The sequence below is a fragment of the Pseudomonas sp. MF06569 genome (assembly GCF_059862735.1).
On the sequence record NZ_JCBCUZ010000033.1, the window covers coordinates 1 to 26,733 of the forward strand.

Sequence of the window (26,733 nt, forward strand, 5' to 3'; positions counted from 1 at the left end):
TTTGAGCATTACAACGAGCAGCATCCGCACAGCGCTTTGAACTATCGCTCACCGAGGGAGTTCAGGCGCTTGGCAGTGGCATCAATTTAACGGGGAGTTGGTGTCCGGTTTTGTAGGGGCTAATCCAGTACCAACCCCGTTACGTAGGCGGCAACGTGCAGTTTGTGGTGGTTCCCGCCCCCTGGTAATCATGCTTGAGCAAGGAATGCTTTATGACAGCGCTCACTGATCTGAACGCTCTGCAAGCCAGCATCGCCGAAGCGGTACTGGGCCAGGACGAGGTTATCCGCCAAATCATCGTCGGCCTGTTGGCCAATGGTCACCTGCTGCTCGAAAGCCTGCCGGGGCTGGCCAAGACCCGCACCATCAAGGCGCTGGCCAGGCATCTGGATGCAAAGATGAGCCGTATCCAGTTCACCCCTGACCTGCTGCCCTCGGACATCACCGGCGCCGAAGTGCTGCATCAGGTCGATGGGCAAAATCAGATCATGTTTCAGCCAGGCCCCCTCTTCGGCAACCTGATCCTGGCCGACGAGATCAACCGTGCGCCTGCCAAAGTCCAGGCCGCCTTGCTCGAAGCCATGGAAGAACGCCAGATCACCGTTGCCGGCAACAGCCATCAATTGCCCGGGCTGTTTATTGTTCTGGCCACCCAAAACCCTATCGAACAAGAAGGCACCTACCCGCTGCCCGAGGCGCAGATGGACCGCTTCCTGATGAAAGTGCTGCTCGACTACCCCAGCCCTGCAAACGAGTCTCAAGTGCTGCGCATGCTGCGCGCCGAAGAACAGACGCAACACGCAGCGATCGACAGCGCACCGGGGTTTGCCCTGGGTCAGGAGGCGATTTTTGCGGCCCGCGCAGAAGTCAGCGCGGTCACCGTCGCCCCCGCCATTGACCGCTACCTGATCGACCTGATCAACGCCACCCGGCATCCGGCCGACTACGACCCCGACCTGGCTCGCTGGATATCCATTGGCGCCAGCCCCCGGGGCGGTATCGGCCTGGACCGTTGCGCCCGCGCCGATGCCTGGCTGCGCGGCCAGGCATTCGTGTCACCCGATAATGTGCGCGCCATGGTCCATCCGGTACTGCGCCATCGCCTGCAACTCAGCTACGACGCCGTGGCCGATGGCATCAATGCCGATCAGGTGCTCGACAGACTGCTCGATAAAGTCGCTGTCCCTGCCTGAGGAGCTGGCCGATGCATGCTCCACAGCAGACCACCGATGGACGGGTGTACGTGTCCTTGGCGCAATTGATGGCGCTGGAGTTCAAGGCGCGGGCGTTGAGTTTTGTCGCGCGCCAGCCCCAGGGCAGCATCCTCTCGGGCAACCACGCTTCGCGCTTGCGCGGCCGTGGCCTGAATTTTGACGAGTTGCGCCGCTATCAGCCCGGTGACGACCTGCGCCACCTCGACTGGCGGGCCTCGTTGCGCACCGGCAAACCGGTGGTGCGCACATTTACCGAAGAGCGCGACCGCCCGGCATTAATCGTGGTCGATCAGCGCATGTCGATGTTTTTTGGTTCAAGCCGCAGTTTCAAATCCGCCACCGCCGCCGAGCTGGGCGCACTGGCAGCGTGGATGGTGTTCAACGCCGGCGACCGGGTCGGCGCCCTGGTGTTCAACGACCAGCGCATCGACAGCATCGCCCCGCTGCGCAGCCGCAAGCGGGTCGAAGCGCTGTGCAGCAAGATCGTGGGGCAAAACCATGAACTCAATGCCACGCAACCCGACTGCGAAGAGGCCACCCAGCTGGACAAGGTCCTGCAGCACTGCCTCGCCGTAGCCGGGCACGACCACCTGATTTGCCTGATCAGCGATTTCGCCGGGGCCGGAGCGCACACCCTGCAGTTGATGCGCCAACTGGCTGTCCACAACGATGTCATCGCGATGCAGGTCTACGACCCCCTGGCGCTCAACCTGCCAAAAGCCGGGCGCCTGCTGGTTACCCAAGGGCAGTTGCAAGTCGAGTTGGCGGTACAGCACGCGTACGTGCGCCAACCCCTGGGCGACTTCTTCAGCGGGCGCTTCAAGGACATCGCCAGCCTGCTGCGCCGCAGCCAGGTGCCGCTGATGATGTTCAACACCGCGCTGGATGCCCACAGCCAGCTGCGTACCGAACTGGGCAAGCTGGATGGGGGGCGTCGATGACCACCCCTATCCCCAGCATTGACCAACTGCAAACCCTGGCCCTGCCTGCGCCCGTCAGCTATATGCCGCAGACCTGGGGCTGGTGGGCCTTGCTCGGGGTTGTGCTGACCGGCCTGGCGGCCTGGGGCGTACGCGCCGTCTGGCAGTGGCGACGCAACCGCTACCGGCGCGAGGCCTTGCAACGCCTGGCGCAACTGCGCGCGGCCAACGACCCGTTGGGCACCTTGCGCGAGCTGCCCACGCTGCTTAAACGGGTGGCCCTGTCCATGCCCGGCCCGCAGGTCGCAGGTCGCAGGCCCGTTGCAGGGTGACGCCTGGCAGGATTTTTTGCGCAGCCACAGCCCCCGGCCCGTGCCCGAGGATTTCAGTCAGCAACTGGCGCTTCTGGCCTACGCCCCGGATGAACAACTGCTCGCCCTGCCCGACACACAACGCCAGCAGTTGGTCGAGACCTGCACTCGCTGGGTGGAGCAACACCATGTGGCAGTTTGATTACCCCTGGCTGCTGCTGTTGCTGCCCTTGCCGTGGTTCGGCTACCGCTGGTTGCCCGCCTATCGCGAAGCCCGCAGTGCCGTGCGCGTACCGTTTTTCAACGCCATGAGCCGCGCCGTCGACCAGACACCCCAGGTGTCAGCCGCGCAGAACAACCGCTGGCAATTGCTGCTCAACCTGCTGGTGTGGGCATTACTGGTAGTGGCCGTGGCCAGGCCGGTCTGGATCGAAAAACCCATTGAACGCCAGCAACCGGTGCGCGACCTGATGCTCGCCATCGACATCTCGCAGTCCATGGAAACCACGGATTTCACTGATGCCAGCGGGCAGAAAATCAACCGTCTGGCGGCAGTCAAGCAGGTGGTCCAGGACTTTATCCAGCGGCGCAAGGACGACCGCATCGGCCTGATCGTGTTTGGCAGCGGTGCCTACCCGCAAGCACCGCTGACCCTCGACCACGCCAGCCTGTCGCTTCTGCTGGACGACACCGCAATCGGCATGGCCGGGCCCAACACCGCCATAGGCGACGCCATTGGCTTGAGCCTCAAATTGCTCGACCAGGCCCATGAACCGGAAAAAGTGCTGATTCTGCTCACCGATGGCAACGACACCAGCAGCGCCATTCCCGTGAGCCGTGCAGCCTCGATGGCAGCGGCCAAAGGCGTGGTGATCCACACCATAGGGATTGGCGACCCGAGTGCCGAAGGCGAGGCCAAGGTCAACCTGACGGCACTGCAGGGCATCGCCAAAAGCACCGGTGGCCAGTACTTTCGCGCCGAAGATCGCGACAGCCTGAATCAGGTGTACGCCACCCTCGACAGCATCACCCCCCATCAGGTGAAAACGTTCAGCCACCAGCCAAAGCGTGATCTGTTCTGGCTGCCGGTGGCGGGCGCCATCAGCCTGTTGGCGCTGTATCACCTGTTTGCGCTACTGGCCTCTCGGCTCAACCAGCGCTCAGCACGGCAGGAGGCTTGAGATGGAAATCAACCTCGGCGACTTCCACTTTCTGCGCCCGGTCTGGCTGCTGCTGGCGGTTTTCGGCGCCCTGCTGCCGGTCGTGTGGCGACGCAGCCATGACCAGCAAAGGCGCCTGCGGGCGATCATTGCCCCGCACCTGTTGCCGCACTTGTTGATCACCCCCCGGGACCCGCACCGCCTGCGCCCTTTGCACTTGACCGGCGCCTTGCTGATCATCGGCGCCATGGCTGCGGCAGGCCCCACCTGGGAGCAGGACCGCCCGGCGTTCCTGCAAAACCGCGCCCCGTTGATCATCGCCCTCGACCTGTCACCGTCGATGGATGCCAGCGATGTGCAGCCCACCCGGCTGCAAGCGGCCAAACACAAACTCCATGACCTGATCGCCCGACGCAGCGGTGCCCGCACGGCCCTGATTGCCTATGCGGGCAGCGCCCATCTGGTATTGCCCGCCACCGACGATCCGCAACTGCTCGACAGCTTTATCCAGGCCCTGGGCACGGACCTGATCGCACGGCCCGGCAAGAACGTGGCAGCCGTGATCGAACAGGCCAGGCGTCTGCTGCAGGCTGAAAACGCCCCCGGCACCCTGTTGTTGATCACCGACGGTGCCGACACGGCACAGCTGGACAGCCTCAAACCCCTGCTGCAGGGCAGCGCCTTGCAAGTGCTGGTACTGGCGGCAGGCAGCACCCATGGCGGAATAATCCGCGATGGCAACGGCCAGCCGCGCACGGACAGCAATGGCCGCCCGCAACTGGGCTCTTTCGACGGTGCCGCCCTCAAGCAATTGGCCGCAGCGACCGACGCACCACTGGGCAGCCTGACCCTCAACGATGATGACCTGGACTGGATCGAAGGCCACGCCCGTCAGCACTTTCAGGCCGCCAGCGATGAGCAGCGCGAACTGCAGTGGAAAGACGCGGGCTACTGGCTCTGCGGGCCACTGCTGTTGATCGCGTTTTTTTCCGTGCGTCGCGGCTGGAGCCTGAACTGGAACGCCGTGCTGGTGGTCGGCGTGGGCATGGCCCTGCAGCCGGCACCGGCGCAAGCCAATGCCTTGACCGATGCGTTCTTCACCCGAGACCAGCAAGGACGCTGGGCCTTTGAACATCAGCACTATCCGGCGGCCGCCGACCTCTTCGTCGACCCCTACTGGAAAGGCATCGCCGCCTATAACGCTGCCGACTTCGATCTGGCACTGGCCAGCTTCGCGCAGCTGAACACCCCCCAGGCGTACTTCTATCTGGGCAATATTTACGTGCGTCGCTTCAAGTTCGATCAGGCAATTGCTGCCTACCGCCAGGCGTTAATCCTGCAACCACAGTTCCCCGAAGCCAGCGCCAACCTGGCCCTGGCAATTGCACTGCAAAAAGACACTGACAGTGCCGAACAGAACACCCCCGAGGTCAAAGCCGACGCCATCAAATTCGACAAGCAACCGGGCAAGGGTCAGAGCAAGCCGCTGCAGACCCGACAGGCGGCCAGCGATGAGCAATGGCTGGAAAACCTGACCACTTCCCCGGCCAATTTCTTGCGCCAAAAATTCAGCCTGCAAGACCAGAAGGTGGCGCCATGAAGCGCTATGCGTTGACGATCATGCTGTTTACCGGCCTGGTGCTGGCCGATGAGCCTCAACTGCTGGTGCAAACCCGCCTGGTGCCGGGCGATACCGTCATGGTCGGCGAAACGTTGCAGTTACAGGTCGATGTCCTGACCAACACCTGGTTCACCGGCGGTGCAACGCTGGCGCAATTGAGCCTTCCCGGCGCCGATATCACACAGCCCGATGGCGAAGCCGAACACCTCTCGCAAACCGTTCAAGGGCAGCCGTTCAGCGGCCTGCGCTACACCTACCGGATCACCCCGACGCTGGCCCAGGACTTCACTGTTGCGCCGCTGACCGTCCGCGCCACTCCCGCCCAGGCCAGCCATGAGCTGTCGGGGCAAACCCCGGCACTGACTTTTCGCGCCAACCTGCCCGCGGGCTTCAGCCCCGGCGAACCGATACTGGTGGCCAGCGCCCTGCGCTTGAGTCAGGCCTTCACTGCCCACAGCGGTCCGTTCAAGGTGGGTGACAGCCTCACCCGCACCCTGACGCTGCAGGCTGACGACACCCAGGGCCTGTCGCTGCCCGCCCCCAACCTGACCCGCGTGTCAGGGCTCAGTGCCTACCCGCAAACCCCGCAGGTGAGCAATCGGGATGACGGTCGTGGCGGCTTCATCGGCGGACAACGCATCGATGCCGTGAGTTATCGGATTGAGCGCGAGGGCGACTTCAGCCTGCCGGCTATCAGCGTCAAATGGTGGGACAGCGTCAAACGCACGGTGCACACCAGCCAGGTCCCGGCAATCACCTTCAAGGCCACCGCCAACAGCAGCTACACCCCGGTGTTTTCCGTCGTTGAAGACCTCAGGCAACTAGGGCAACCAACCCGGCTGTACCTGCCCGGATCCGTGCTGGCTGCGGGTTCGGTCCTGCTGCTGGCGGCCCTCGCCTATCTGAACCGGCGCCGGATGCAACAGGGCATCACCACGGCACGACACTGGCTACGCTCCCGCCCCCCGCGCAAAACCTGGGGCTTGCGGCCCCTTAACCCCGTTCATGAAAAGGACTTCCCGAAATGAACACATCCACACCTGCCTCCTCAGTGGCTACACGGACGGTAGCGGCGCTGTTGTTTGCCCTGCCCCTGTTCGCCCTGGCCGCCGATCCATTGCCGTCCTGGAACGAAGGCCCCACCAAAACAGGCATCCTGGAATTCGTGCAGACGGTCACCACACCCGACAGCAAAGGGTTTGTAGCACCCGAAGCGCGCATCGCCGTATTCGACAACGATGGCACCTTGTGGAGCGAGCAGCCGGGCTATTTTGAAGCGCTGTACGCTTTCGACGAAATCAGGCGCATGGCCGACCAGCACCCGGAGTGGAAAGACCGGCAACCGTTCAAGGCAGTCATCGAAAACGACCACAAGGCCTTGGCCGAAGCAGGCATGGAGGGCCTGGTGGAAATTTTCATGGCCACCCACGCCGGGCTCACCACCGATGAGTTTCGCGACAACGTCCAGCGCTGGCTGAGCACGGCCCGCCACCCCACCAGCGGCAAGCCCTACACCGAGATGGTCTACCAGCCGATGCTGGAAGTACTTGCTTACCTGCGCAGCCAGGGCTTCAAACCCTACATCGTGTCCGGCGGTGATACCGGTTTTATGCGGGTGTTCGCCGAAGAGGTATACGGCATCCCGCCTGAGCAGGTGATCGGCTCCTCATTCGTCACGCAGTACCAGGTCAAGGACGGCAAACCGTCCATTTTGCGCACCGCCAAAATCGCCCACAACGATGACGGCCCCGGCAAGCCGGTCAGCATCGACAGCGTGATTGGCCGTCGGCCGATCCTGGCGTTCGGCAACTCCGACGGCGACCTGCAAATGCTCCAGTGGACCGCTGCAGGCACGGGCCCGCGCTTTATGGGCCTGGTGCACCACACCGACGCCAAGCGCGAATGGGCTTATGACAGGGACTCAAAAATCGGCCGCCTGGACAAGGCGCTCGATCAGGCAAAACAGCAGAACTGGACTATCGTCGATATGGCGTCGCAATGGCGGCACATCTATCCATTCGAGTCCGGCGCGAACGAGCAACAGCCATAAGAAAAACAGCCGTCTGCAGTGCACTAACCCAGTCAACAAGGAGCAAGTTGCATGACTCGAATAGCCAAGTGGTTACCTCCGCTAGCCTTGGTAGCGGCTTCAGTGATGGCGCTGTCTGCCACCGCTGTTGGCGCTGAGAAGCCCAACATTCTGGTGATTTTTGGCGATGACATTGGCCAGTCCAATATCAGTGCCTATTCCATGGGTGTGGTCGGCTACAAGACCCCCAACATCGACCGGATTGCCAAAGAAGGCATGATGTTCACCGACTATTACGCGGAGAACAGCTGCACCGCCGGACGATCATCATTTATCACCGGCCAGACTCCGTTGCGAACCGGCCTGTCCAAGGTCGGCATACCGGGGGCGCCGGTGGGCCTGCAAAAACGCGATATCACCATCGCCCAAGCACTCAAGTCCCAGGGCTACGCCACTGCACAGTTCGGTAAAAACCACTTGGGCGACCGCGACGAATACTTGCCGACCAATCATGGTTTTGACGAGTTTTTCGGCAACCTGTACCACCTCAATGCCGAGGAAGAACCCGAGCGCCCATACTGGCCCAAAGATGATCCTGCCTTCGTCAAGGCCACCTCGCCCCGTGGTGTGATCCACAGTTTCGCCGACGGCAAGATTGAAGACACCGGCGCCCTGACCGCCAAGCGCATGGAAACCATCGACGACGAAACCACCGCGGCGGCGCAAGCGTTCATCGAAAAGCAGGCCAAGGCCGACAAGCCTTTTTTTGTGTGGATGAACACCACGCGCATGCACTTGTTTACCCACGTGCGCGACTCGATGAAGGGCCAGAGTGGTATGCCCGGCAACGAGTACGCCGATGGCATGCTTGAGCATGACGGCGACGTCGGCAAACTGCTGAAAACCCTCGACGATCTCAAACTCACCGACACCACCATCGTGGTCTACACCACCGACAACGGGCCAAACCAGTTCTCCTGGCCGGACGCGGCTACCACGCCGTTCCGTAACGAGAAGAACTCCAACTGGGAAGGTGCATTCCGCGTCCCTGCGATCGTGCGCTGGCCGGGCAAGATCAAGGCCGGTGAAGTGAGTAACGAAATGTTCTCGGGACTGGACTGGTTCCCGACCCTGCTGGCAGTGGCGGGCGATGCCGATGTCAAAGACAAGTTGCTCAAGGGCTGGGCCCCGGTGGCAGGCGGCACCGACTTCAAGGTGCACCTGGACGGTTTCAACCAGCTGCCGTACCTGACCGGCCAGCAACCCAAGGGCAATCGCAACGAGTTCTACTACTTCAACGATGACGGCATGCTGGTCTCGATGCGTTTCGACAACTGGAAAGTGGTGTTCTGCGAACAGCGCGAACCGGGCGGCTTCAAGGTCTGGAGCGAGCCTTTCGTGTGCCTGCGGGTGCCGAAAATCTTCAACCTGCGCATGGACCCGTTCGAACGGGCTGACGTGGTCTCCGATCAGTATTACGACTGGAGCACCAAAAACGTCTACTTGAACGAACTGGCAATCATGAAGGCTGCCAACTTCCTCGAAACCTTCGTCGATTACCCGCCTAGCCAGAAGCCGCCCAGCTTCAGTATCGATCAGGTACGCGCAGCGGTAGACGCCAAGATTGCGGAAAAAATGAAACATCAGCCAGCACAGTAAACCTGCCTCTGTGGGAGCGGGCTTGCCCGCTCCCACACGGGATCACGACTCATCCCCGAACTACTTCCGCACAAGGCCCCCGCGCAATGCCGTCACCCTCCCAGACCCGCCGCACGACGCCGTTAATGCCTGCCTTGCTGCTCTTTATCTCTGGAACTGCAGCCCTGATTTACCAGGTGCTGTGGATCAAGCAACTGTCCCTGGTGATCGGTGTCGAGGTGTACGCGATCACCACCGGCATCAGTGCCTTTTTCGCAGGCCTGGCCCTGGGTGGGCTGCTGTTCGGGCGCTTTGCCGACCGGCTGGCCAAACCTCTGCTGCTCTATGCAGGGCTTGAGGTGGGCGTGGCGCTACTGGGGATTGCAACCACACTGGGGCTAAGCCTTGCAGCAGCCCCCTTCGCCTGGCTTGAGCAAAAGGTCGGCCTGCTGGCCTGGCTGCTGCCCCTGTTGCTGGTAGGCCTGCCTGCATTGCTGATGGGCGGCACCCTGCCGGTACTGGTCCGCGCACTGGCGGCTGAGCCCCGGCAACTGGGCCAGGCCGGTGGCCGCCTGTACGCCGCCAATACCGCCGGGGCAATTGTCGGCACGCTGCTTACCGCCTTTGTGCTGATTGCCACCCTGGGCGTGCGGGGCAGTGCCTGTGCCGCTGCCTTGCTGAACGTGATAGCCGCCATTGGCGCATTGATCGTACAGCGTCGTTATCCGGCTCCCCTTGCCACCACCCCGTCGACGCAACCGTCACCGGCCCGGTTGGCGATGGTGCTGTACGCGATTGCAGGCGGTGTGGCGCTGGGCTACGAAGTGGTCTGGTCGCAATCGATCGTGCAATTCATGAGTACTCGCACCTACGCCTTTGCCGTGGTGCTGGCGACCTATCTGACCGGCTTGTTTGTCGGCAGCTGCCTGATGGCGCGCCGGGTCGATCGCCTGCGCGATCCCTGGGGCATTTTTGCCTTGCTGATCGCCGGGGCCGGGCTGGTTGCCCTGCTGGAAGTCGCCCTGCTCGGGCGCTGGCTGATCCTGCTGCAAACCCGGGTCGAAACCCTGGTGCTGGAGTTGGGCTTCACTGCGCTGGTGGGCATGAGCGCCCGTTTTGCGGTGGCGGCGCTGAGCATCGTGTTTGTCCCCACAGTGCTATTGGGCGCAGCCTTCCCGGTGGCGTTACGCCTGTGTGTGGGCCCGGACCGGGTCGGGCGAGATGTCGGCGCGGTCGTCGCCTTCAATACCCTGGGCGGGATTGTCGGCGTTGCACTCTGCGGCTTTGTGCTGATCCCTTTGCTGGGGCTGGTGCGCACGCTGGGCCTGCTGGCACTCATCGCTGCAGCGGTTGGGTTTATCGCGGTACGCCAGGGTCACGGGGTCAAAAAAGGTCATCGCCAAGGGGTCATTGCGCTAAGCATTGCAGCGCTGCTGGTGGCCTGGCTGACCCCGGTCGACCGCATCGCCGATCTGCTGCCGGGGGCACGCAACGGCGAACTGGCGTTTTATGAAGAAGGCCGTGGCGGCACCGTCGCCGTGGTGACTCAAGGTAAAGGCGAGCGCCTCTTCCACCGCCTGTATATCCAGGGCGTATCCAACACCGGCGATGCCATGCCGTCCCTGCGCTACATGCGCATCCAGGCCCTGCTGCCATTACTGATCCACAACGGCGAGCCACGCTCGGCGCTGGTGATCGGTTTCGGCACAGGGATTACCGCCGGTGCCCTGTTGAGTTATCCGGCACTGGAACACCGGGTGGTGGCCGAGTTGCTGCCTTCGGTGGTCAACGCCTCTACGTTGTTCAAGGGCAACTTCGGTGCTGCTGCCAGCCCCGGCCTGCAGGTGCGTTTGCGCGACGGGCGCCAGGAACTCCTGCGCAGCAACCAGCGTTACGACCTGATCACCCTGGAGCCGCCACCACCGTCAGCTGCGGGGGTGGTCAACCTGTATTCCCGGGACTTCTATCAACTGGCAGCGCAACGCCTGGAACCTCAAGGGATTGTCGCGCAATGGCTGCCGCTGCCGACCCAGAACATAGAGGACTCGCGCTCGCTGGTGCGCAGTTTTCTTGACGTGTTCCCGTACGCGACGCTCTGGAGCAGCGAGTTTCACGAAATGCTGCTGGTCGGCTCCCTGCAGCCGATTGAACTGGACGCCGCACGCATCAACGCCCGCTTCGAGCAGCTAGGGGTGCGCAGTGCCCTGCAGGATGTGGGCGTCGCTTCGGCGGCGGCCCTGCTGGCGACCTGGGTGACAGATCGTCAGGGGCTGGAACGTTTTGCTGCAGATGCGCCTGCCGTCACGGACGATCAACCACGCATCGAGTACGCTCCCTGGGTACGCTCCAAGGAAATCAGCCGGGTACTCCCGGCGTTGCTCGATCTGCGCCGCCCCGCACTTTTGCTCAACGCCGAGCCCGGGTTTGTTGCGCGCATGAACGACCATCAGCAACGTCTGATGCAGTTTTACCGCTCAAGCCTGCATGCCTACGATGGCGACCGCGAGGCATGGGCCAGGGACATCCGCGAAGTGATGCGCGGTGATGGCGCCAACCCCTATTACCGCTGGTTTGTCGGTGAACGCTAAAGCCATTTGGATACGGAAGTCGCAATGCCCAAAACTAAAACTATAAAAGCTGCAAACCAACCTGATTCGCGCCCTACCTTGATGAGCGGTTACCTGTTACCCGTCAGCGCGGTCCTGTTGCTGTTGGTGCTGGGCGGGCTGTGGTTTTATCTCAACCGCCCGGCCCCGGTCGTGACGCCGGTGCTTGAGCCCAAGGCGGTGGCCACGGCCCCCGTAGTCAGGCACATGCCCCCTGCGCAGATGGTCGACGAACAACAGTGCCAGGGCTGCCACAGCGCCCAGGCCAAGGACTGGCAAGGTTCCCATCACCAGTTGGTCATGCAGGAGGCCGACCCGCAGACCGTGCTGGCCGATTTCAACAATGCCACGTTCAAGGGCGAAGGCGAAAACACCCGGTTCTTTCGCAAGGGCGATGAGTTCTGGGTCAATACGCCGGGACCTGAAGGCAAGTCTGGCGACTTCAAGGTCGCCTACACCTTCGGCATTGCGCCGTTGCAGCAATATCTGATCGAAGTCGGCGACGGCAGGTTGCAAGCCCTGGGCGTGGCCTGGGATACCGAGAAAAACCGCTGGTTTCACCTTTATCCGGGCCAGGGGGTGGACTTCAAGAATCCATTGCACTGGAGCAAGCCCAGCCAGAACGCCAACTTTATGTGCGTGGAGTGCCACACCACCGGCTACAAACGCAATTTTGACGCCGCGACCAACCGCTTCAACAGCCAGTGGAACAGCCTCGGCGTCGGTTGCCAGGCCTGCCACGGCCCGGCCTCCAATCACCTGCTGGCAGTGACTGACAACACCGGACTGCCCCACAGCGGGTTTGACGTCGACCTCAAAAACAAGGACGCCACCAGCGAGATCGAAACCTGCGCCCGCTGCCACGCCCGACGTGCCCCGCTGGGAGATGGTTTTACCGTGGGCAAACGCCTGATGGACGACTATCTGCCCAGCGTGTTGAACCGCGAACTGTATGCACTGGACGGCAAGATCAAGGATGAAGTGTTTGAACACGGCTCCTTCGCGCAAAGCAAAATGTTCGACAAGGGTGTGCGTTGCAGCAATTGCCACAACCCTCACAGCACTCAATTGAAAGCGCCGGGCAATGGCGTGTGCCTGCAATGTCACAACAGCGCAGGCAAGGCGGCGGTTGCCGGGATTGACGACAAGGGGCTGCAAGCCAAGCGCTACGACTCGACCGAACACCATCGCCATACCGAAGGCCAACCGGGCTCGCAGTGCGTGGATTGCCATATGCCCGGCAAGCTCTACATGGGCAACGATTTCAGGCATGACCACAGCTTCAGCATCCCCAACCCGGTACGGGCCAAAACCCTCGGCACCCCGGACGCCTGCCTGACCTGCCATCAAGGCAAAGCGCAAGACACGGTGACTGAACAATTCAAGCTCTGGACAGCCCATGAAGGGCCACAGGCCGCCCGTTACGACGAAAGTTTAGGATTGATTCGCGGCGGCAAACCCGGTGCGGCACAAGCGTTGTACGAGCAATTGCGGCGCGGCAACCTGCCGGCCATTCAACGGGCAACCCTGTTGGCAGAACTGGCGAACTACCCCAGTGAGTCCGCCTTGAAACTGGCCACCAGGGACTTGAACAACCCGGCTCCTCAAGTGCGTGAAAGTGCAGTGCGGGCGGTCAGCGCCTTTTTGCCTGCAACCGAACGCGTCACCTTGCTCGGCCCGCTATTGAGTGACAGCGTGCGGGCGGTGCGCATCATCGCCGCCCGTAACGTGCAAGGGGCGGCGCGTAACGGCTTGGGGGCATATCAAGGGGCCTGGGACAGCGCCATTGCTGAATACGAAACGGTGCAATTGAGCCTGGCCGAACGGGCCGAGTCCAACCTCAACCTGGCCATGCTGTATCAGGCCAGTGGTCGCAATGCCGAGGTTGAACCCAAACTGCGCGCCGCCCTGCTGCGTGACCCGGACTTCTTCCCTGCGGTGGTCACGCTGGCCCAGTGGCTGGAAGCCAGTGGCCGCAGTGCCGAGGCGATGGCCTTGCTCAGCGACACAATCAAGGCGCACCCGCAAACAGCACTGCTGCAACACAGCGAGGGGCTGGCGTTGATTCGGGCGGGCCAGCCCAAGCAAGCCATGTCAGCCTTACAGCAGGCCGTGACACTGGAACCTGACAACGCCCAATACCGTTATGTGCTGGCAGTGGCGTTGCACCAGAACGGTCAGGTCGGGCCGGCGTGTGAGCACATGGAAGAACTGCTCAAACGCCAACCGGCATTTCGCGATGCGCGGCTGGCGTTGATCCAGTTTTACCTCGACAGCGGCCAGGAGCCCAAGGCACAGGCGGTGCTGCAGGCATGGAAAAAGATCAACCCTGAGGACGTGGCGTTGAAATGAGTCGTCGTAAACTCAGGCGTTAAACCTGGCTATGCTCCTCAGCGGCTACAGTGCGCCCATCCTGTAGATACTCTGTTGCCAGCCGACCTGTTCAGAGAAATGTGCTTCGCTAAAGAGGTCGGCCTGAAGTTAAGCTTGTTTTTGCACTGGCTTTTTGACCTGCCTATCCTTCTTGGCGTCCGCTGGAGACGGGTCCAGTTTTAGCGCCAACAGACAAGATGGTTGTGACATGTTGAATGTGTTGGGTTGGCGATTGCAGCCTGCATAGAAAAACACCCCAGTGCAGGGTTTTACGACGGCTGCGTCTACAGGATTCGTCGTCTATCCCTCTACGTAGCAGTTGACGAGTAGAACGAGGCTACGTTCGATCGCGCAGCGGTCGCAAAACCGGTACACGCGTAGTGCCTGATTAACCGTGCAAGCCGATTCCACGAGTGCTACGTCGCAGTGGCGCACCAAGCCGAACGCAGCCTCGCACGGCTCGTCAGCGACTACAGGACTCGCCAACAACTCCGTGTTGTAGCCGTTGACGAGTAGAACGAGGCTACGATCGAGCGCGCAGCGGTCGCAAAACCGATACACGCGCAGTGCCTGATTAACCGTGCAAGCCGATTTCACGACTGCTACGTCCCAGTGGCGCACCAAGCCGATCGCAGCCTCGCACAGCTCGTCAGCTGCTACAGATCGTGAATGCAACCCACCAACCAGGCCGGCCGGCCGGTCGGCCGGTCGGCCGCCTCGGCGGGCAGTGCTTTTGATCTGCCCGCCCCTTCGGGAGGCCGAGAGGAGGTTCTGCGTAGTGGGTCGACCGGCATGGATGCCGGGAGAGCCGTGTTGGGCCATGGATGGCCCGTCACGGCGGGCCCACGGAGCGGGACCGGAGTGAGGGACACCTGAGCGCAGCGAAGGCCGTACGCAGGGGCGAAAGCGCTTTGGTTACTTTGCCGCTTTTGCAAAGTGACTCGCTGTAAGAGCGAAACCATCATTTCAGTTAACTGCGGATGCCGGATATGTACCCCGTGTGCCAGTTGTTTTGCGATGCGCCCGCACCTATGCCGAGTACATATCCATTCAATACGTCACGACTTTCTACGGGTCCCGCCCTCACTCCGGCACTGTCATGGGGCCACGCCGCGATGGGCCATCGCGGCTCTGGACGGCTACAGCATGTATGCATAATTCACCTCCCCGCCATCCTCTCCAGGCTGTTGCTCAAGTGCAGCAGCATGGCGGCGCGGGCGGCGTCGGGGTCCTGTCGGCGAATGGCACGCAAGATCGCCTCATGCTCCAGCACCGCCATTTGACCCAGTTTCATCAAATCGGTGTCGCCACGCTCCTCGGCGTCAATCCGTGTGCGGGGGATCACGGAACGCCCGAGCTGGGAAATGATGTCGGTGAAATAGGTATTGCCCGTGGCCTGGGCGATCAGGTTGTGAAATCGCTGATCGGGTTCGACGCTGCTGTCGTTATTGGCCAGTGAACTCTGGTAGTCGTCCAGCGCCTGACGCATTTGCAGCAGCTGGCCCTCTGTTCGGCGCCTGGCCGCCAACGCTGCGGCTTGTGTCTCCAGCCCCATGCGCAACTCGATGATGCCGCGCACGCTGTGCGCAGTATCGCGCTTGAGGTGAATGCCCTGGCGCTGATCGCGCTCCAGCACGAAGGTGCCGATCCCGTGCCGGGTTTCAACCAGTCCCGAAGCCTGCAATTTCGAGATCGCCTCGCGCACGACGGTGCGGCTGACACCATGCTCACGCACGATGGTGGATTCGGAAGGCAGCTTCTCTCCGGGAGCCAGTTGGCCCAGCAGGATTCGCTGAGTGAGCTCGGCCACGATGTCGTGAGCCAGGCCCGGGGAACGCTTGCGGGTCGATGCGCCTTGCGGGTCTTGCATGGGAAACCCCCTTCAGAGATGGCAGCCTGATATTAGCATCTCTCACACCCCAACATGTATGACAACCTATCTTTTGATCGGTAAATACCGCCCCACAAAACCTAGCGTTTGCTTCGGTCAGCCTCAAAAATCCTCCAGCAAACAGCTCTCAAAGCGCTATAAACAGGGAAAAAACCTGTTAAATGCATTTAAAACCCGTTTTTTATAACTTATCGGTTTGTTACGAGGCATTGCGATGACAAAAGTCAACTCATATGATGTCCGTCAACCGAAGGCGCATCCTCCGGCACATATCACCCGCATAACAATAATCAGTGGGGCTTCGACTTGTGAACACTTCCAGCAATCCGTCTGCTGCGCACGCCAACGACCCCGTACTGGCGCGCGCGATCCAAAAGGTGAAGAGGCATGTGCTGCCGCTCTTCGTCATCATGTTTATCGTCAACTACATTGACCGCGTAAACATCGGCTTTGTGCGCACCCACATGGAGCACGACCTGGGTATTGGCGCAGCCGCCTATGGCTTCGGTGCCGGTCTGTTCTTCATCGGCTACGCGCTGTTTGAAGTGCCATCCAACATGCTGCTGCAAAAAGTCGGCGCCCGTATCTGGCTGACCCGGATCATGTTCACCTGGGGCATCACCGCAACCCTGATGGCCTTTATCCAGAACGAAACCCACTTTTATATCCTGCGCTTTCTGCTCGGCGTGGCCGAAGCGGGGTTCTTTCCAGGAGTGATCTACTACTTCACCCGCTGGCTGCCTGGCGCCGAGCGTGGCAAGGCGATTGCCATCTTCCTAAGCGGTTCGGCACTGGCGTCCCTGATCTCGGGCCCGTTGTCCGGCCTGCTATTGCAAATCACCGGCATGGGCCTGCATGGCTGGCAGTGGATGTACATCATCGAAGGCATGGCCTCGGTGTTTTTGTGCGGCTTTGTCTGGTACTGGCTGGACTCAAAGCCCCATGACGCCAAATGGCTCAGCCGTGAGGAACAAGACGCCCTGGTGAACGAGATTGACCGCGAGCAGCGCGAGCGGGATGCCGTCAACATCGTCAAACCGAGCATGCTCAAGCTGCTCAAGGACCGCCAGATCATGCTGTTCTGCGCGATCTATTTCTGCATCCAGCTGACCATTTACGCCGCGACCTTCTGGCTGCCCAGCATCATCAAGAAAATGGGTGACCTGAGCGACATGCAGGTGGGCTTTTTCAACTCGATCCCGTGGCTGATTTCCATTATTGCCATGTATGCGTTTGCGTCACTGGCCAGCCGCTTCAAATACCAGCAGGCCTGGATTGCGACGGCCCTGCTGATTGCCGCCCTGGGCATGTTCCTGTCGACCACCGGCGGCCCGATCTTTGCGTTTATTGCCATCTGCTTCGCCGCCATCGGTTTCAAATCGGCATCGGCGCTGTTCTGGCCCATCCCCCAGGGTTATCTGGATGCACGCATCGCGGCAGCCGTGATCGCACTGATCAACTCCATCGGCAACCTCGGCGGATTCGTTGCGCCCACCACTTTCGGTTTCCTGGAGCAAACCACCGGTTCGATCCAGGGCGGGCTCTATGGCCTGGCCGGTACATCGATCATTGCGGCAATCATCGTGTTCTTTGCCAAGACCAAACCCACCCCCGCTGCTGCGACCCCCGCCGCCCTGCAACCTGCCTGACAAGGAACAGACAATGAACACCGAACATCAACACCACGCCACAAAAGCCCCGATCGTCACCAGCCTGCAGGTTATCCCGGTGGCCGGTCATGACAGCATGTTGCTCAACCTCAGCGGCGCGCACGGCCCTTTCTTTACCCGCAATATCGTTATCCTCAAGGACAGCAGCGGCAATGTCGGCGTTGGCGAAGTGCCTGGCGGTGAACGCATCCGCGAGACCCTGGAAGACGCACGCAACCTGGTCGTGGGCCAGCCCATCGGCAACTACAAGAGCATTCTCAACGCCATGCGCACCACCTTCGCCGCCCGTGACTCGGCAGGTCGTGGCCTGCAGACTTTTGACCTGCGCATCACCATCCACGCCGTCACAGCAATGGAGGCAGCCCTGCTCGACTTGCTCGGTCAGTTCCTGGAAGTGCCAGTGGCAGCCCTGCTCGGCGAAGGCCAGCAACGGGATGCGGTCAAGATGCTCGGCTACCTGTTTTACATTGGCGATCGCCAACAGACCGATCTGGCCTACCGCAATGAAGCCGAGGCCGATGACTGGTTCCGTCTGCGCCATGAAAAAGCCCTGACCCCGCAAGCCATCGTCCGCCTGGCAGAAGCGGCTCAGGCCAAATATGGCTTTAACGACTTCAAGCTTAAAGGCGGCGTACTGCGCGGTGCCGAAGAGATCGAAGCGGTCACCGCACTGGCCGAACGCTTCCCCACCGCCCGCATCACCCTGGACCCCAATGGCGCCTGGTCACTCAAGGAGGCCGTGGCCCTGTGCCGCGATCAACACCGCGTACTGGCCTATGCCGAAGACCCCTGCGGTGCCGAAAACGGTTACTCGGGACGCGAGGTGATGGCCGAGTTCCGTCGCGCTACCGGGTTGCCCACCGCCACCAACATGATTGCCACGGACTGGCGCGAGATGGGTCACGCCATTCAATCCCAGGCCGTGGATATTCCCCTGGCCGACCCGCACTTCTGGACCATGCAGGGTTCGGTACGCGTCGCGCAAATGTGCCACGAGTGGGGCCTGACCTGGGGCTCGCACTCCAACAACCACTTTGATATTTCCCTGGCCATGTTCACCCAGGTCGCGGCCGCCGCACCGGGAGAAATCACCGCCATTGATACTCACTGGATCTGGCAGGATGGCCAGCGCCTGACCCGCGAGCCGCTGAAAATTGTCGACGGTCACATCAAGGTTCCGGCCAGACCCGGCCTGGGCGTGGACATCGACATGGACGCCGTGGCCAAGGCCCACGAACTGTACAAAGGCATGGGCCTTGGCGCACGGGACGATAGCGTCGCCATGCAGTACATTGTTCCGGGCTGGAAATACGACAACAAAAAACCCTGTCTTGTGCGCTGAGCACCCCACAGCGCACTTAGCACTCTAGCGAGGATCGAAACGATGTCGACCGTAACTGGCCACAACTTTATCGGCGGCAGCCGCAGCGCTGCCGGAACCGTCACGGTACAAAGCCTGGATGCCAGCACCGGAGAGGCACTGCCTGTGCTCTTTTATCAGGCCACGCCAGAAGAAGTGGACCGTGCCGCCAACGCAGCCGCCGAGGCCTTTGTACCGTTTCGCCAACTGTCTCCTGAACGCCGCGCCGAATTCCTGGACGCCATTGCTGACGAAATAGACCAGCTGGGCGACGACTTTGTCGCCCTGGTGTGCAGGGAAACCGCCCTGCCCGCAGGACGCATTCAAGGTGAGCGCGGCCGTACCAGCGGGCAAATGCGCCTGTTCGCAACCGTGCTGCGCCGTGGCGACTTTTTAGGCGCGCGGATCGATCTGGCCCTGCCGGATCGCAAACCGCTGCCACGGGTGGATCTGCGTCAGTACCGGATCGGCGTCGGGCCTGTGGCCGTCTTCGGTGCCAGCAACTTTCCACTGGCCTTTTCCACTGCCGGTGGCGACACCGCGGCCGCCTTTGCAGCGGGCTGCCCGGTGGTTTTCAAGGCACACAGCGGGCACATGGCAACCGCCGACCAGGTGGGCTGCGCAATTATTCGTGCGGCTGAAAAGACCGGCATGCCCAAGGGTGTGTTCAACATGATCTTCGGCGCCGGGGTCGGCGAACAGTTGGTCAAGCACCCCGCCATCCAGGCCGTGGGCTTTACCGGGTCGCTGCACGGCGGCAACGCACTGAGCAAAATGGCCGCCGAACGCGAGCAACCCATCCCGGTATTCGCCGAGATGTCGAGCATCAACCCGGTGATCCTGCTGCCTCAGGCCCTGGCCTCACGCAGCGAGGCTGTCGCAAAAGACCTGTCGGCATCGGTCACTCAGGGCGGCGGACAGTTCTGCACCAATCCCGGCCTGGTGATCGGCCTGCGTAGCGCCCAGTTCTCTGCCTTTGTCGAGCAACTGACCCGGCACATGGCCGAACAGACGCCGCACACCCTGCTCAACGCAGGCGGGCTGCGCAACTACGCCAAGGGCGTGGAACATCTGCTCAGCCATCCGGGCATCACCCACCTGGCCGGCCACACCCAGTCGGGATCGCAAGCGCAACCACAATTGTTCAAGGCCGATGTCAGCCTGCTGCTGGACAAGGATCCGTTGTTGCAGGAGGAGGTGTTTGGTCCCACGACCATCCTTATCGAAGTCGACAGCGATGCACAGTTAAAAGCGGCCCTGCTGGCCTTGCGCGGCCAATTGACCGCCACCCTGATCGGCGAACTGGATGACCTTGCGCAGTATCAGTGGCTGGTGCCGATCCTTGAGCAAAAGGTCGGGCGGATTCTGGTCAATGGCTACCCTACCGGCGTCGAAGTGTGCGACGCGATGGTTCACGGCGGCCCATACCCGGCGACTTCCGACTCACGCGGTACGTCGGTTGGCTCATTGGCGATTGACCGCTTCCTGCGTCCGGTCTGCTACCAGAACTATCCCGACGCCCAACTGCCCGAAGCGTTGCAAAACAGCAACCCGTTAGGTTTGAAGCGTCTGGTGAACGGCGAGTGGAGTTCCCAGGCGATCAAATAAGGCTCGGTATGGGCCTGGAGGCGCCAGCATATGGCGCCTTTTTTATGCCTGCAAATTGGATCCAATATCAAATTTCAGGCAAAAAAAAGCCCAAGTAGCTGATGGAAACTTGGGGCTTAAAAATGCATAAACCGTGGTAGGTGAACGCAGGGCGATCTTACCCTATCGTAACAATCAGTAACAAGTGATTCTGCACAATTTATTTCAAACCAATACTGACCTAAGTCATTAAATAGCCACATTTTTTATTTGTTTTTTGGATCCAGTCTTATTCCAAATTGCTATCACCGCGCTATTTATGGGTATTTTTTACCCATATCTCGCAACCCTGTGCTCAACCTGGAAAATTGCTTCGCAGCGCCGTCAGCCCGCCCTGATAGATGCCTGAAAACAGCTCTTGGGCCTCGTCATCGCTTACCCCGTTCGGGGTAAACCGCCCCGACCAGGTCACCCGGGCACCTGCGCCGTGGGCTTCCACACGCAGAGTGGCCAGGTAATCCGTCACCGGGAACGGCGCCTGAGTAATGGAGTAGCTGTAGGTCTTGCTCCCGTTGTCGAAGCTTTCAAGCCGTTCGACAATCACCGTGCCGTCCTCGGTACGCAGAGTGCGCAAGCGCCCGCCTTCACTCAGTTCGCTTTTTACAACAAACGACAACCAGTCCGGCAGCGAGCCAAAGCCGCCGATCAATTGCCAAACCTGATCGGCTGGAACGGGAATATCGATAGTTGCGGATGCGGTTGCCATGTGGGGATTCTCCATCAATCAGTGATTTGTCGTCGGCACTTGGTTTGCGGGTTGAACCAAACCGAAACGACGTGTGCCAACAGCAACAGCCCCTGTGAGACCCGCTCGGGTCACTCAAAAACCGGTTTAAAGAAGCTTCGCTCGTAACTCAGGATGCAGCGATTGTCTTCAGCCAGCTTGAAGGCGGCAATGCATTCGGCATCGGTTTTTGAGCGCTCGCGGTAGTCTTCATAGGCCGCAAGGCTGGGGAAGGTAAACATGGCCAGGGCAATGTTGTTGGCGCCTTCCGAGGGCAGGAAGTAGCCGTGGTGCTGACCGCCGAATTTCTCGACCAGGGGAATCCAGATTCGCCCGTACGCTTCAAATTCGGCCAGCTTGTAAGGGTCAATGACATAACGCAGGTAGCACGTGATCATGTGTTCACTCCATGAGGCGAAAGGAGATCGAGACTAGTCTCCAGCCGCCCCACGGGTCAACAGACTCAAAGAGGATGCAGACGATCATCCTCGGCATAGATCGCCGTGTGCAAACCACCTTCGGCATCGCGCCAGGCGCGGTACATGCCGGGCGTATTGAAGCTCAACACGGTCTCGCCGGACGGTGACACTGCCACCACGCCGCCGTTGCCTCCCAAGGTCTTGAGTTCGCCCTGCACAACCTGCTCACAGGCATCCGCAAGGGTTGAGCCCACCAGCCGGATACGCGACGCAATATTGTGTGCCACGACGGTACGCATGAAGAATTCGCCGTGGCCGGTCGCCGAGATCGCGGCACTGCGGTCATCCGCCCAGGTGCCGGAGCCGATCAGCGGCGAGTCACCCACGCGTCCGTAGCGTTTGTTGGTAATGCCGCCCGTGGAGGTGGCCGCAGCGACATGGCCGTGGCTATCCAGGGCGACAGCGCCCACGGTGCCAAACTTTTTCTCCACGCCTCCCGGTTCCAGCAGCACCGTCTCCGGTTGTTGCTGCTGGGCAGCCCACTGGCGACGACGCAAGGGGGTGTCGTACCAGTCGTTGCTGACGTGCTCCAGGTCAGGTTGCTCGGACAGGAACAGATCCGCCCCCGCGCCTGCCAGCAGCACATGTTCGCTGTGTTCCAGGACTGCCCGGGCGCCGCAAATGGGGTTGCGCACGTGATGTACCCCAGCCACCGCCCCGGCTTCGAGGTTAGCGCCGTTCATGATCGCTGCGTCCAGTTCGTGGTCTCCGGCATGGGTAAATACCGCACCTTTACCCGCGTTGAACCACGGACACTCTTCCAGTTCGACCACGCTTGCCTGCACCGCGTCCAGGCTGCTGCCGCCCTGCTCCAGCACATCAACGCCAGCCCTGAGGGCCTGCAGCAGCGCGGCGTGGATCGCCTGTTCGTCATCCTGGGTCAATACACCGGGCATCAGGACACCGGCGCCGCCATGCAGGGCCATCGCTATGGATTGAGTCATTGCGCATGCACTCCGTGATTAATTATCTGGCTCAAAAAGCGTTGGGTACGCGGTGATTCCGGGGCCGAGAAAAACCGCTCGGGGGGTGCTTCTTCGACGATTTCGCCCTGGTCCATGAATACGATCCGGTCTGCGACCTTACGGGCAAACCCCATTTCATGGGTCACGCAAATCATGGTCATGCCTTCCTGGGCGAGGCTGGTCATCACGTCCAGTACTTCGGCGATCATTTCCGGGTCCAGGGCCGAAGTCGGTTCATCGAACAGCATAACCTTGGGTTGCATGCACAATGCCCGGGCAATGGCGATACGTTGTTGCTGGCCACCGGACAACTGCGAAGGAAACTTGTTGGCGTGGTCGCGCATCTTGACCTTGTCCAGCAAGCCCAGCGCACGCTCGATGGCTTCAGCCTCGGGTACACCCAGATTAGACGTCTGGGGCAAGGTGCAGTTTTTCAGTACCGTGAGGTGCGGGAACAGGTTGAAGTGCTGGAAACACATGCCCACCTGCCGGCGAATACGCTCCAGGCCCTTGACGCTGCCATTGAGTTCCTCGCCCAGCACTTCGACCAGGCCCTGCTGGTGTTGCTCAAGTTGATTGATGCAGCGGATCAGGGTCGATTTGCCGGAGCCCGACGGCCCGCAGATCACCACCTTTTCTCCGGCGTGCACATTCAGCGAGATGTTTTTCAGCACGTGGGCATTGCCGAACCACTTGTTCAATTGTTCGATACGCACCATCGCGGCGGCATCTGCCTTGGGTTTCATGATCATGAGCGGCTTTGCTCCATACGAAGTTCAAGATGTCGGGCATAGCGCGACAGTGCAAAACAGATGACAAAGAAATAGATCGCCAGGAAGACGTAAATTTCATGGCCGTACTCAACCCATTCAGGTGCGACGGCGGTGCTCATGGCGATGCCGACGATGTCCAGCACGCCGACGATCATCACCAGCGTGGTTTCCTTGAACAGGCCGATAAATTGCGTGAGCAACGGCGCAATGGACTGCTTGAGCACTTGCGGCAGGATGATCTGGCCCATGGTTTTCCAGTAGCCAAAACCCAGGGCCATTGCCGCTTCGTACTGCCCCTTGGGCAGGTTCTGCAGACCGCCGCGCAGGGTCTCGGCCATATAGGCGGCGGTAAACAGGATCAGCACCAGTTGCACCCGCAACAGGATGTCGAATGCCGAGTCCGGCGGCAGAAACAGCTGGATCATCAGCGACGCCATAAACAGCAGCGAGATCACCGGCACCGAGCGCACCAGCTCGATGTAGAGCACGCACAGCATGCGGACAACCGGCAGCTTTGAACGTCGGCCCAAGGCCAGCAGGATCCCCAGAGGCAAGGCGAAAATCATCCCTGCCGTGCCCAGAAAGACCGTCACCAGCATCCCGGCAAACTTGGTCGAAGACACCTCGGGCAAACCGGCCCCGCCCTTGAGCAGCCACCACATCACGATCGGCAGCAAGGCCAGGTACGCCAGCAGCAGGCGCCGGTCCAGACGCTTGAAAAACAGCAGGACAAACGCAGCGCCCGCCAGTATCAGCGACAGGGTCACCCGCCACTGCTCGGCTTGCGGGTAGAAGCCATACACAAACAGGTTCCAGCGCTGGGTGATCGGCAGCCAGCACGCCCCGCCGGGGTTGCAGTCCTTGGCGCTGTCGCCCACGAACGTGGCGTCGAACACCAGCCAGTTGAGTGCCGCAGGAATGCACCAGCACAACAGTGCAATCACGCTGAGCGTCAGCAGGCTGTGGCCCACACTGGGGAACAGCTGACTACGGCTCCAGGCCAGCGCCCGCTGTGCCCAGGGCAATCTTGGAGGTGCCAGTGGGATAGACAGTGATTGATTCATGGCGGTCATGTTCAGTGCCCCCTCTGGCCAATGCGGTGGTTGTAGATGTTCATTCCCAGGGAGATCACCAGACTGATCGCACAGTAAGTCCCCATGACCAGCGCGATGCACTCAATGGCCTGGCCCGTCTGGTTCAGGGTGGTGCCGCCGGTAGACGACACCAGCTCCATGAAGCCGATGACCACACCCAGCGAGGAGTTCTTGACGATGTTCAGGTACGTGTTGGTGATCTGCGGGATCATCGGGTAGATCGCTTGCGGCACGATCAGTTGGCGCAGGGTTGACCCGGATTTGAAGCCGAGCGCTTTGGCCGCTTCGTACTGGCCGCGATGCACCGACTCGATGGCGCCCCTGACGATTTCTGCAATGTAGCTTGCGCTGTAGAACGACAAGGCCAGGCACAGGGCAAGCATCTCCGGAACCAGGGTAATCCCGCCCTTGAACCCGAAACCGCGCTGCACGGGCACTTCCCATTGCAAATGGGCATCGCTCAGAACGTACACCAGCAACGGCAGCAACACCGCACCGGCCAACAGCAGAGGCCAGCGCCTGGAGGCAAAACCGCGCCACGGCGTTCGGGCTTCCCTGACGCGACAAAACACATAGGCCAGCAGCGTGCCCAGCAGCATCAGGGCCAGGCCCCAACCGACCTGACTGCCTTGGGCAAGCCACGGCAGGTTCAGGCCGTTGTTGTTCAAAAACACCACGCCAAACAGCGAAGCCGAATGCTTGACCCCTGGCAACGCCAGTACCAGGCCGTACCACCAGACCAGATGCACCACCAGCGGCACGTTGCGCAGGAACTCGATGCACGTCCCGCTCAGGCGCTTGATCAGCCAGTTGTCCGACACGCGGGCCATGCCCAGTGCGCCCCCCAGCAGGGTTGCCAGCACAATGCTCAATACCGACACCAGCAAGGTGTTGAGCAACCCCACCAGATAGGCCCGGGCATAGCTCGCGTCCGGGGTGTAATCGATCAGCGAAAAACTGATGTCGTAGCCAGCGCGCTGGGATAAAAACCCGAAGCCCGAGGCAATATTCAGATTTTTCAGGTTCAGCGCAGCGTTGCTGGAAAGCAGATAAAAGACCGCCGCAACCAGAGCCAGGACCAGCCCTTGCTGCAACACACTCGACAGGCGCAGGTTGTGCGAACGAAAAGTCGACATGACAGTAATTCCCTTAACGAATCGGCGGCGCGTACATCAAGCCATTGTCTTTCCAGCTGCGGTTCAGCCCGCGCGGGATGTTCAGTGCCGTCTGCTGGCCGAGGTTGCGGTCATAGATCTGCGCGTAGTTGCCGACTTGCTTGAGGGCGCGGTACGCCCAGTCACTGTCCAGACCAAAGGACTTGCCGATCGTGCCTTCAGTGCCCAGCAAACGGGCGATATCGGTCGACGCCGTTTTGTCACTGTGCAATTGGTCGACGTTTTCAGACGTCACTCCCAACTCTTCGCCTGTCATCAGGGCATAGGCGGTCCAGGTCACGATATTGCGCCAGGTGGTGTCACCTTGGGCGACGAAGGCGCCCAGGGGCTCCTTGGAAATCACTTCCGGCAACAGCACGTAGTCCTGGGGGTTGTTCATCAGCGCCAATCGGGCAGCCAGGCCGGAGGAGTCATTGGAGATGGCGTTGCAGCGCCCGCGCTGAAACGCGGCGTACAGCTCGGGGCTTTTCTCGATGACGACCGTCTTGTACGTCAGGCCGCGCCGACCGAAATAGTCTTCGAGGTTCTGCTCAGACGTGGTGCCCGGCGACAGGCAGAAAGTTGCACCGTCCAGATCCGTCAGCTTTTTGATGCCATCCGCGGCGTGGGTCATGAAACCCTGGCCGTCGTAAAACCAGACCGTGGTGAAGTCCACCCCCAGGTTGGCCACCCGCTCGGCGGTCCAGGATGCGGCCCGGGACAGAATGTCGATTTCCCCGGAAGCCAGGGCGGTAAAACGGTTTTTTGCGGTGGTGGTCAGGTATTCAACCTTGTCCGCATCGCCCAGCACGGCGGCGGCAACGGCACGGCACAGATCAACGTCCATGCCGGTCCAGCGACCTTTGTCGTCGATCAGGGAAAACCCCGGTTTGTCGCCTGCCACACCGCAGCGCACGCTGCCATGGGCCTTGACCTTGTCCAGCACACCTGCCTGGGCAACTTGAGCACCGGTCACCAGCAGCGCCAGCAGTGGTGCCCCAAGTAAAAGCTTCACCCTATTCAATTTGTGCATATCATTGCCCCTTCAAAATTCTTCTTGTTATGCCTGACAACCACAATCCAACGGCAGGTGGCGGTTGAGAC

General features: G+C 60.9%; 20 protein-coding genes and 1 pseudogene. 13 read left to right on the top strand and 8 right to left on the bottom strand.

The features are described from left to right. Nucleotides 1-212: 212 nt before the first annotated feature. From AC19YQ_RS21915 to AC19YQ_RS21960, 10 genes and pseudogenes are all read left to right on the top strand, one after another. Nucleotides 213-1,193 (top strand): AAA family ATPase, encoded by a 981-nt coding sequence (locus tag AC19YQ_RS21915; protein WP_500595936.1) that lies wholly within the window; start codon nucleotides 213-215, stop codon nucleotides 1,191-1,193. 11 nt (nucleotides 1,194-1,204) lie between these two features. Beyond that, entirely contained in the window at nucleotides 1,205-2,155 is a 951-nt protein-coding gene (locus AC19YQ_RS21920) for a DUF58 domain-containing protein (RefSeq protein WP_500595937.1), read from the top strand. Beyond that, nucleotides 2,152-2,647, top strand: a pseudogene (locus AC19YQ_RS21925) (DUF4381 domain-containing protein). Before AC19YQ_RS21920 ends, AC19YQ_RS21925 begins: the two are co-directional and overlap by 4 nt. After that, nucleotides 2,634-3,626 (top strand): vWA domain-containing protein, encoded by a 993-nt coding sequence (locus AC19YQ_RS21930; RefSeq protein ID WP_500595938.1) that lies wholly within the window; start codon nucleotides 2,634-2,636, stop codon nucleotides 3,624-3,626. The pseudogene AC19YQ_RS21925 and the gene AC19YQ_RS21930 overlap by 14 nt, the downstream one beginning before the upstream one ends. Before the next feature lies 1 nt (nucleotide 3,627). Then, nucleotides 3,628-5,205, top strand: coding sequence for a VWA domain-containing protein (locus tag AC19YQ_RS21935; RefSeq protein WP_500595939.1), 1,578 nt, complete (start codon nucleotides 3,628-3,630; stop codon nucleotides 5,203-5,205). Then, nucleotides 5,202-6,254 carry a hypothetical protein gene (locus AC19YQ_RS21940; protein WP_500595940.1) on the top strand — a complete coding sequence of 351 codons (1,053 nt, stop codon included), beginning with the start codon at nucleotides 5,202-5,204 and terminating at the stop codon, nucleotides 6,252-6,254. The genes AC19YQ_RS21935 and AC19YQ_RS21940 overlap by 4 nt, the downstream gene beginning before the upstream one ends. Further along, nucleotides 6,251-7,276 carry an HAD family hydrolase gene (locus AC19YQ_RS21945; RefSeq protein WP_500595941.1) on the top strand — a complete coding sequence of 342 codons (1,026 nt, stop codon included), beginning with the start codon at nucleotides 6,251-6,253 and terminating at the stop codon, nucleotides 7,274-7,276. The genes AC19YQ_RS21940 and AC19YQ_RS21945 overlap by 4 nt, the downstream gene beginning before the upstream one ends. Nucleotides 7,277-7,327: 51 nt before the next feature. Beyond that, nucleotides 7,328-8,914 carry an arylsulfatase gene (locus AC19YQ_RS21950; protein WP_500595942.1) on the top strand — a complete coding sequence of 529 codons (1,587 nt, stop codon included), beginning with the start codon at nucleotides 7,328-7,330 and terminating at the stop codon, nucleotides 8,912-8,914. A gap of 86 nt (nucleotides 8,915-9,000) precedes the next feature. Continuing rightward, the gene (locus AC19YQ_RS21955) at nucleotides 9,001-11,481 is read left to right on the top strand and encodes a fused MFS/spermidine synthase (RefSeq protein WP_500595943.1); all 2,481 of its coding nucleotides are present in this window, start codon (nucleotides 9,001-9,003) and stop codon (nucleotides 11,479-11,481) included. A 24-nt stretch (nucleotides 11,482-11,505) separates the two neighbouring features. Beyond that, a complete protein-coding gene (locus tag AC19YQ_RS21960) occupies nucleotides 11,506-13,851 on the top strand; it encodes a tetratricopeptide repeat protein (RefSeq protein WP_500595944.1) in 2,346 nt (781 codons plus the stop codon). A 1,180-nt stretch (nucleotides 13,852-15,031) separates the two neighbouring features. On the opposite strand, the gene AC19YQ_RS21965 is transcribed toward AC19YQ_RS21960, so the two are convergent. Further along, nucleotides 15,032-15,742 carry an FCD domain-containing protein gene (locus AC19YQ_RS21965; RefSeq protein WP_133077590.1) on the bottom strand — a complete coding sequence of 237 codons (711 nt, stop codon included), beginning with the start codon at nucleotides 15,740-15,742 and terminating at the stop codon, nucleotides 15,032-15,034. Between the two features lie 329 nt (nucleotides 15,743-16,071). Between AC19YQ_RS21965 and AC19YQ_RS21970 the strand changes: the two genes are divergently transcribed. From AC19YQ_RS21970 to AC19YQ_RS21980, 3 genes are read left to right on the top strand one after another with little or no spacing between them, the layout of a single operon-like run. Further along, on the top strand, nucleotides 16,072-17,412 hold the full coding sequence (locus tag AC19YQ_RS21970; protein WP_133077589.1) for an MFS transporter: 1,341 nt from the start codon (nucleotides 16,072-16,074) through the stop codon (nucleotides 17,410-17,412). A 13-nt stretch (nucleotides 17,413-17,425) separates the two neighbouring features. Further along, entirely contained in the window at nucleotides 17,426-18,775 is a 1,350-nt protein-coding gene (gene gudD / locus AC19YQ_RS21975) for a glucarate dehydratase (RefSeq protein WP_500595945.1), read from the top strand. Nucleotides 18,776-18,817: 42 nt separating this feature from the next. Then, nucleotides 18,818-20,401: an aldehyde dehydrogenase (NADP(+)) gene (locus tag AC19YQ_RS21980; RefSeq protein ID WP_500595946.1), complete on the top strand. Its 1,584-nt coding sequence runs from the start codon at nucleotides 18,818-18,820 to the stop codon at nucleotides 20,399-20,401. A 334-nt stretch (nucleotides 20,402-20,735) separates the two neighbouring features. Here AC19YQ_RS21980 and AC19YQ_RS21985 read toward each other — a convergent pair whose 3' ends face one another. From AC19YQ_RS21985 to AC19YQ_RS22015, 7 genes are all read right to left on the bottom strand, one after another. Continuing rightward, the gene (locus AC19YQ_RS21985; protein ID WP_500595947.1) at nucleotides 20,736-21,146 is read right to left on the bottom strand and encodes an SRPBCC family protein; all 411 of its coding nucleotides are present in this window, start codon (nucleotides 21,144-21,146) and stop codon (nucleotides 20,736-20,738) included. Nucleotides 21,147-21,256: 110 nt separating this feature from the next. After that, complete coding sequence (locus tag AC19YQ_RS21990) at nucleotides 21,257-21,562, bottom strand: NIPSNAP family protein (RefSeq protein WP_048351632.1); 306 nt, start codon at nucleotides 21,560-21,562, stop codon at nucleotides 21,257-21,259. 65 nt (nucleotides 21,563-21,627) lie between these two features. Then, nucleotides 21,628-22,587: an isoaspartyl peptidase/L-asparaginase gene (locus tag AC19YQ_RS21995; RefSeq protein ID WP_133077585.1), complete on the bottom strand. Its 960-nt coding sequence runs from the start codon at nucleotides 22,585-22,587 to the stop codon at nucleotides 21,628-21,630. Then, on the bottom strand, nucleotides 22,584-23,360 hold the full coding sequence (locus tag AC19YQ_RS22000) for an amino acid ABC transporter ATP-binding protein (RefSeq protein WP_133077584.1): 777 nt from the start codon (nucleotides 23,358-23,360) through the stop codon (nucleotides 22,584-22,586). The genes AC19YQ_RS21995 and AC19YQ_RS22000 overlap by 4 nt, the downstream gene beginning before the upstream one ends. After that, nucleotides 23,357-24,454 (bottom strand): amino acid ABC transporter permease, encoded by a 1,098-nt coding sequence (locus AC19YQ_RS22005; RefSeq protein WP_133077583.1) that lies wholly within the window; start codon nucleotides 24,452-24,454, stop codon nucleotides 23,357-23,359. The genes AC19YQ_RS22000 and AC19YQ_RS22005 overlap by 4 nt, the downstream gene beginning before the upstream one ends. 2 nt (nucleotides 24,455-24,456) lie before the next feature. Next, the gene (locus tag AC19YQ_RS22010) at nucleotides 24,457-25,611 is read right to left on the bottom strand and encodes an amino acid ABC transporter permease (protein WP_326397736.1); all 1,155 of its coding nucleotides are present in this window, start codon (nucleotides 25,609-25,611) and stop codon (nucleotides 24,457-24,459) included. 13 nt (nucleotides 25,612-25,624) lie between these two features. Then, entirely contained in the window at nucleotides 25,625-26,662 is a 1,038-nt protein-coding gene (locus tag AC19YQ_RS22015) for an amino acid ABC transporter substrate-binding protein (RefSeq protein ID WP_133077581.1), read from the bottom strand. Nucleotides 26,663-26,733: the final 71 nt, after the last annotated feature.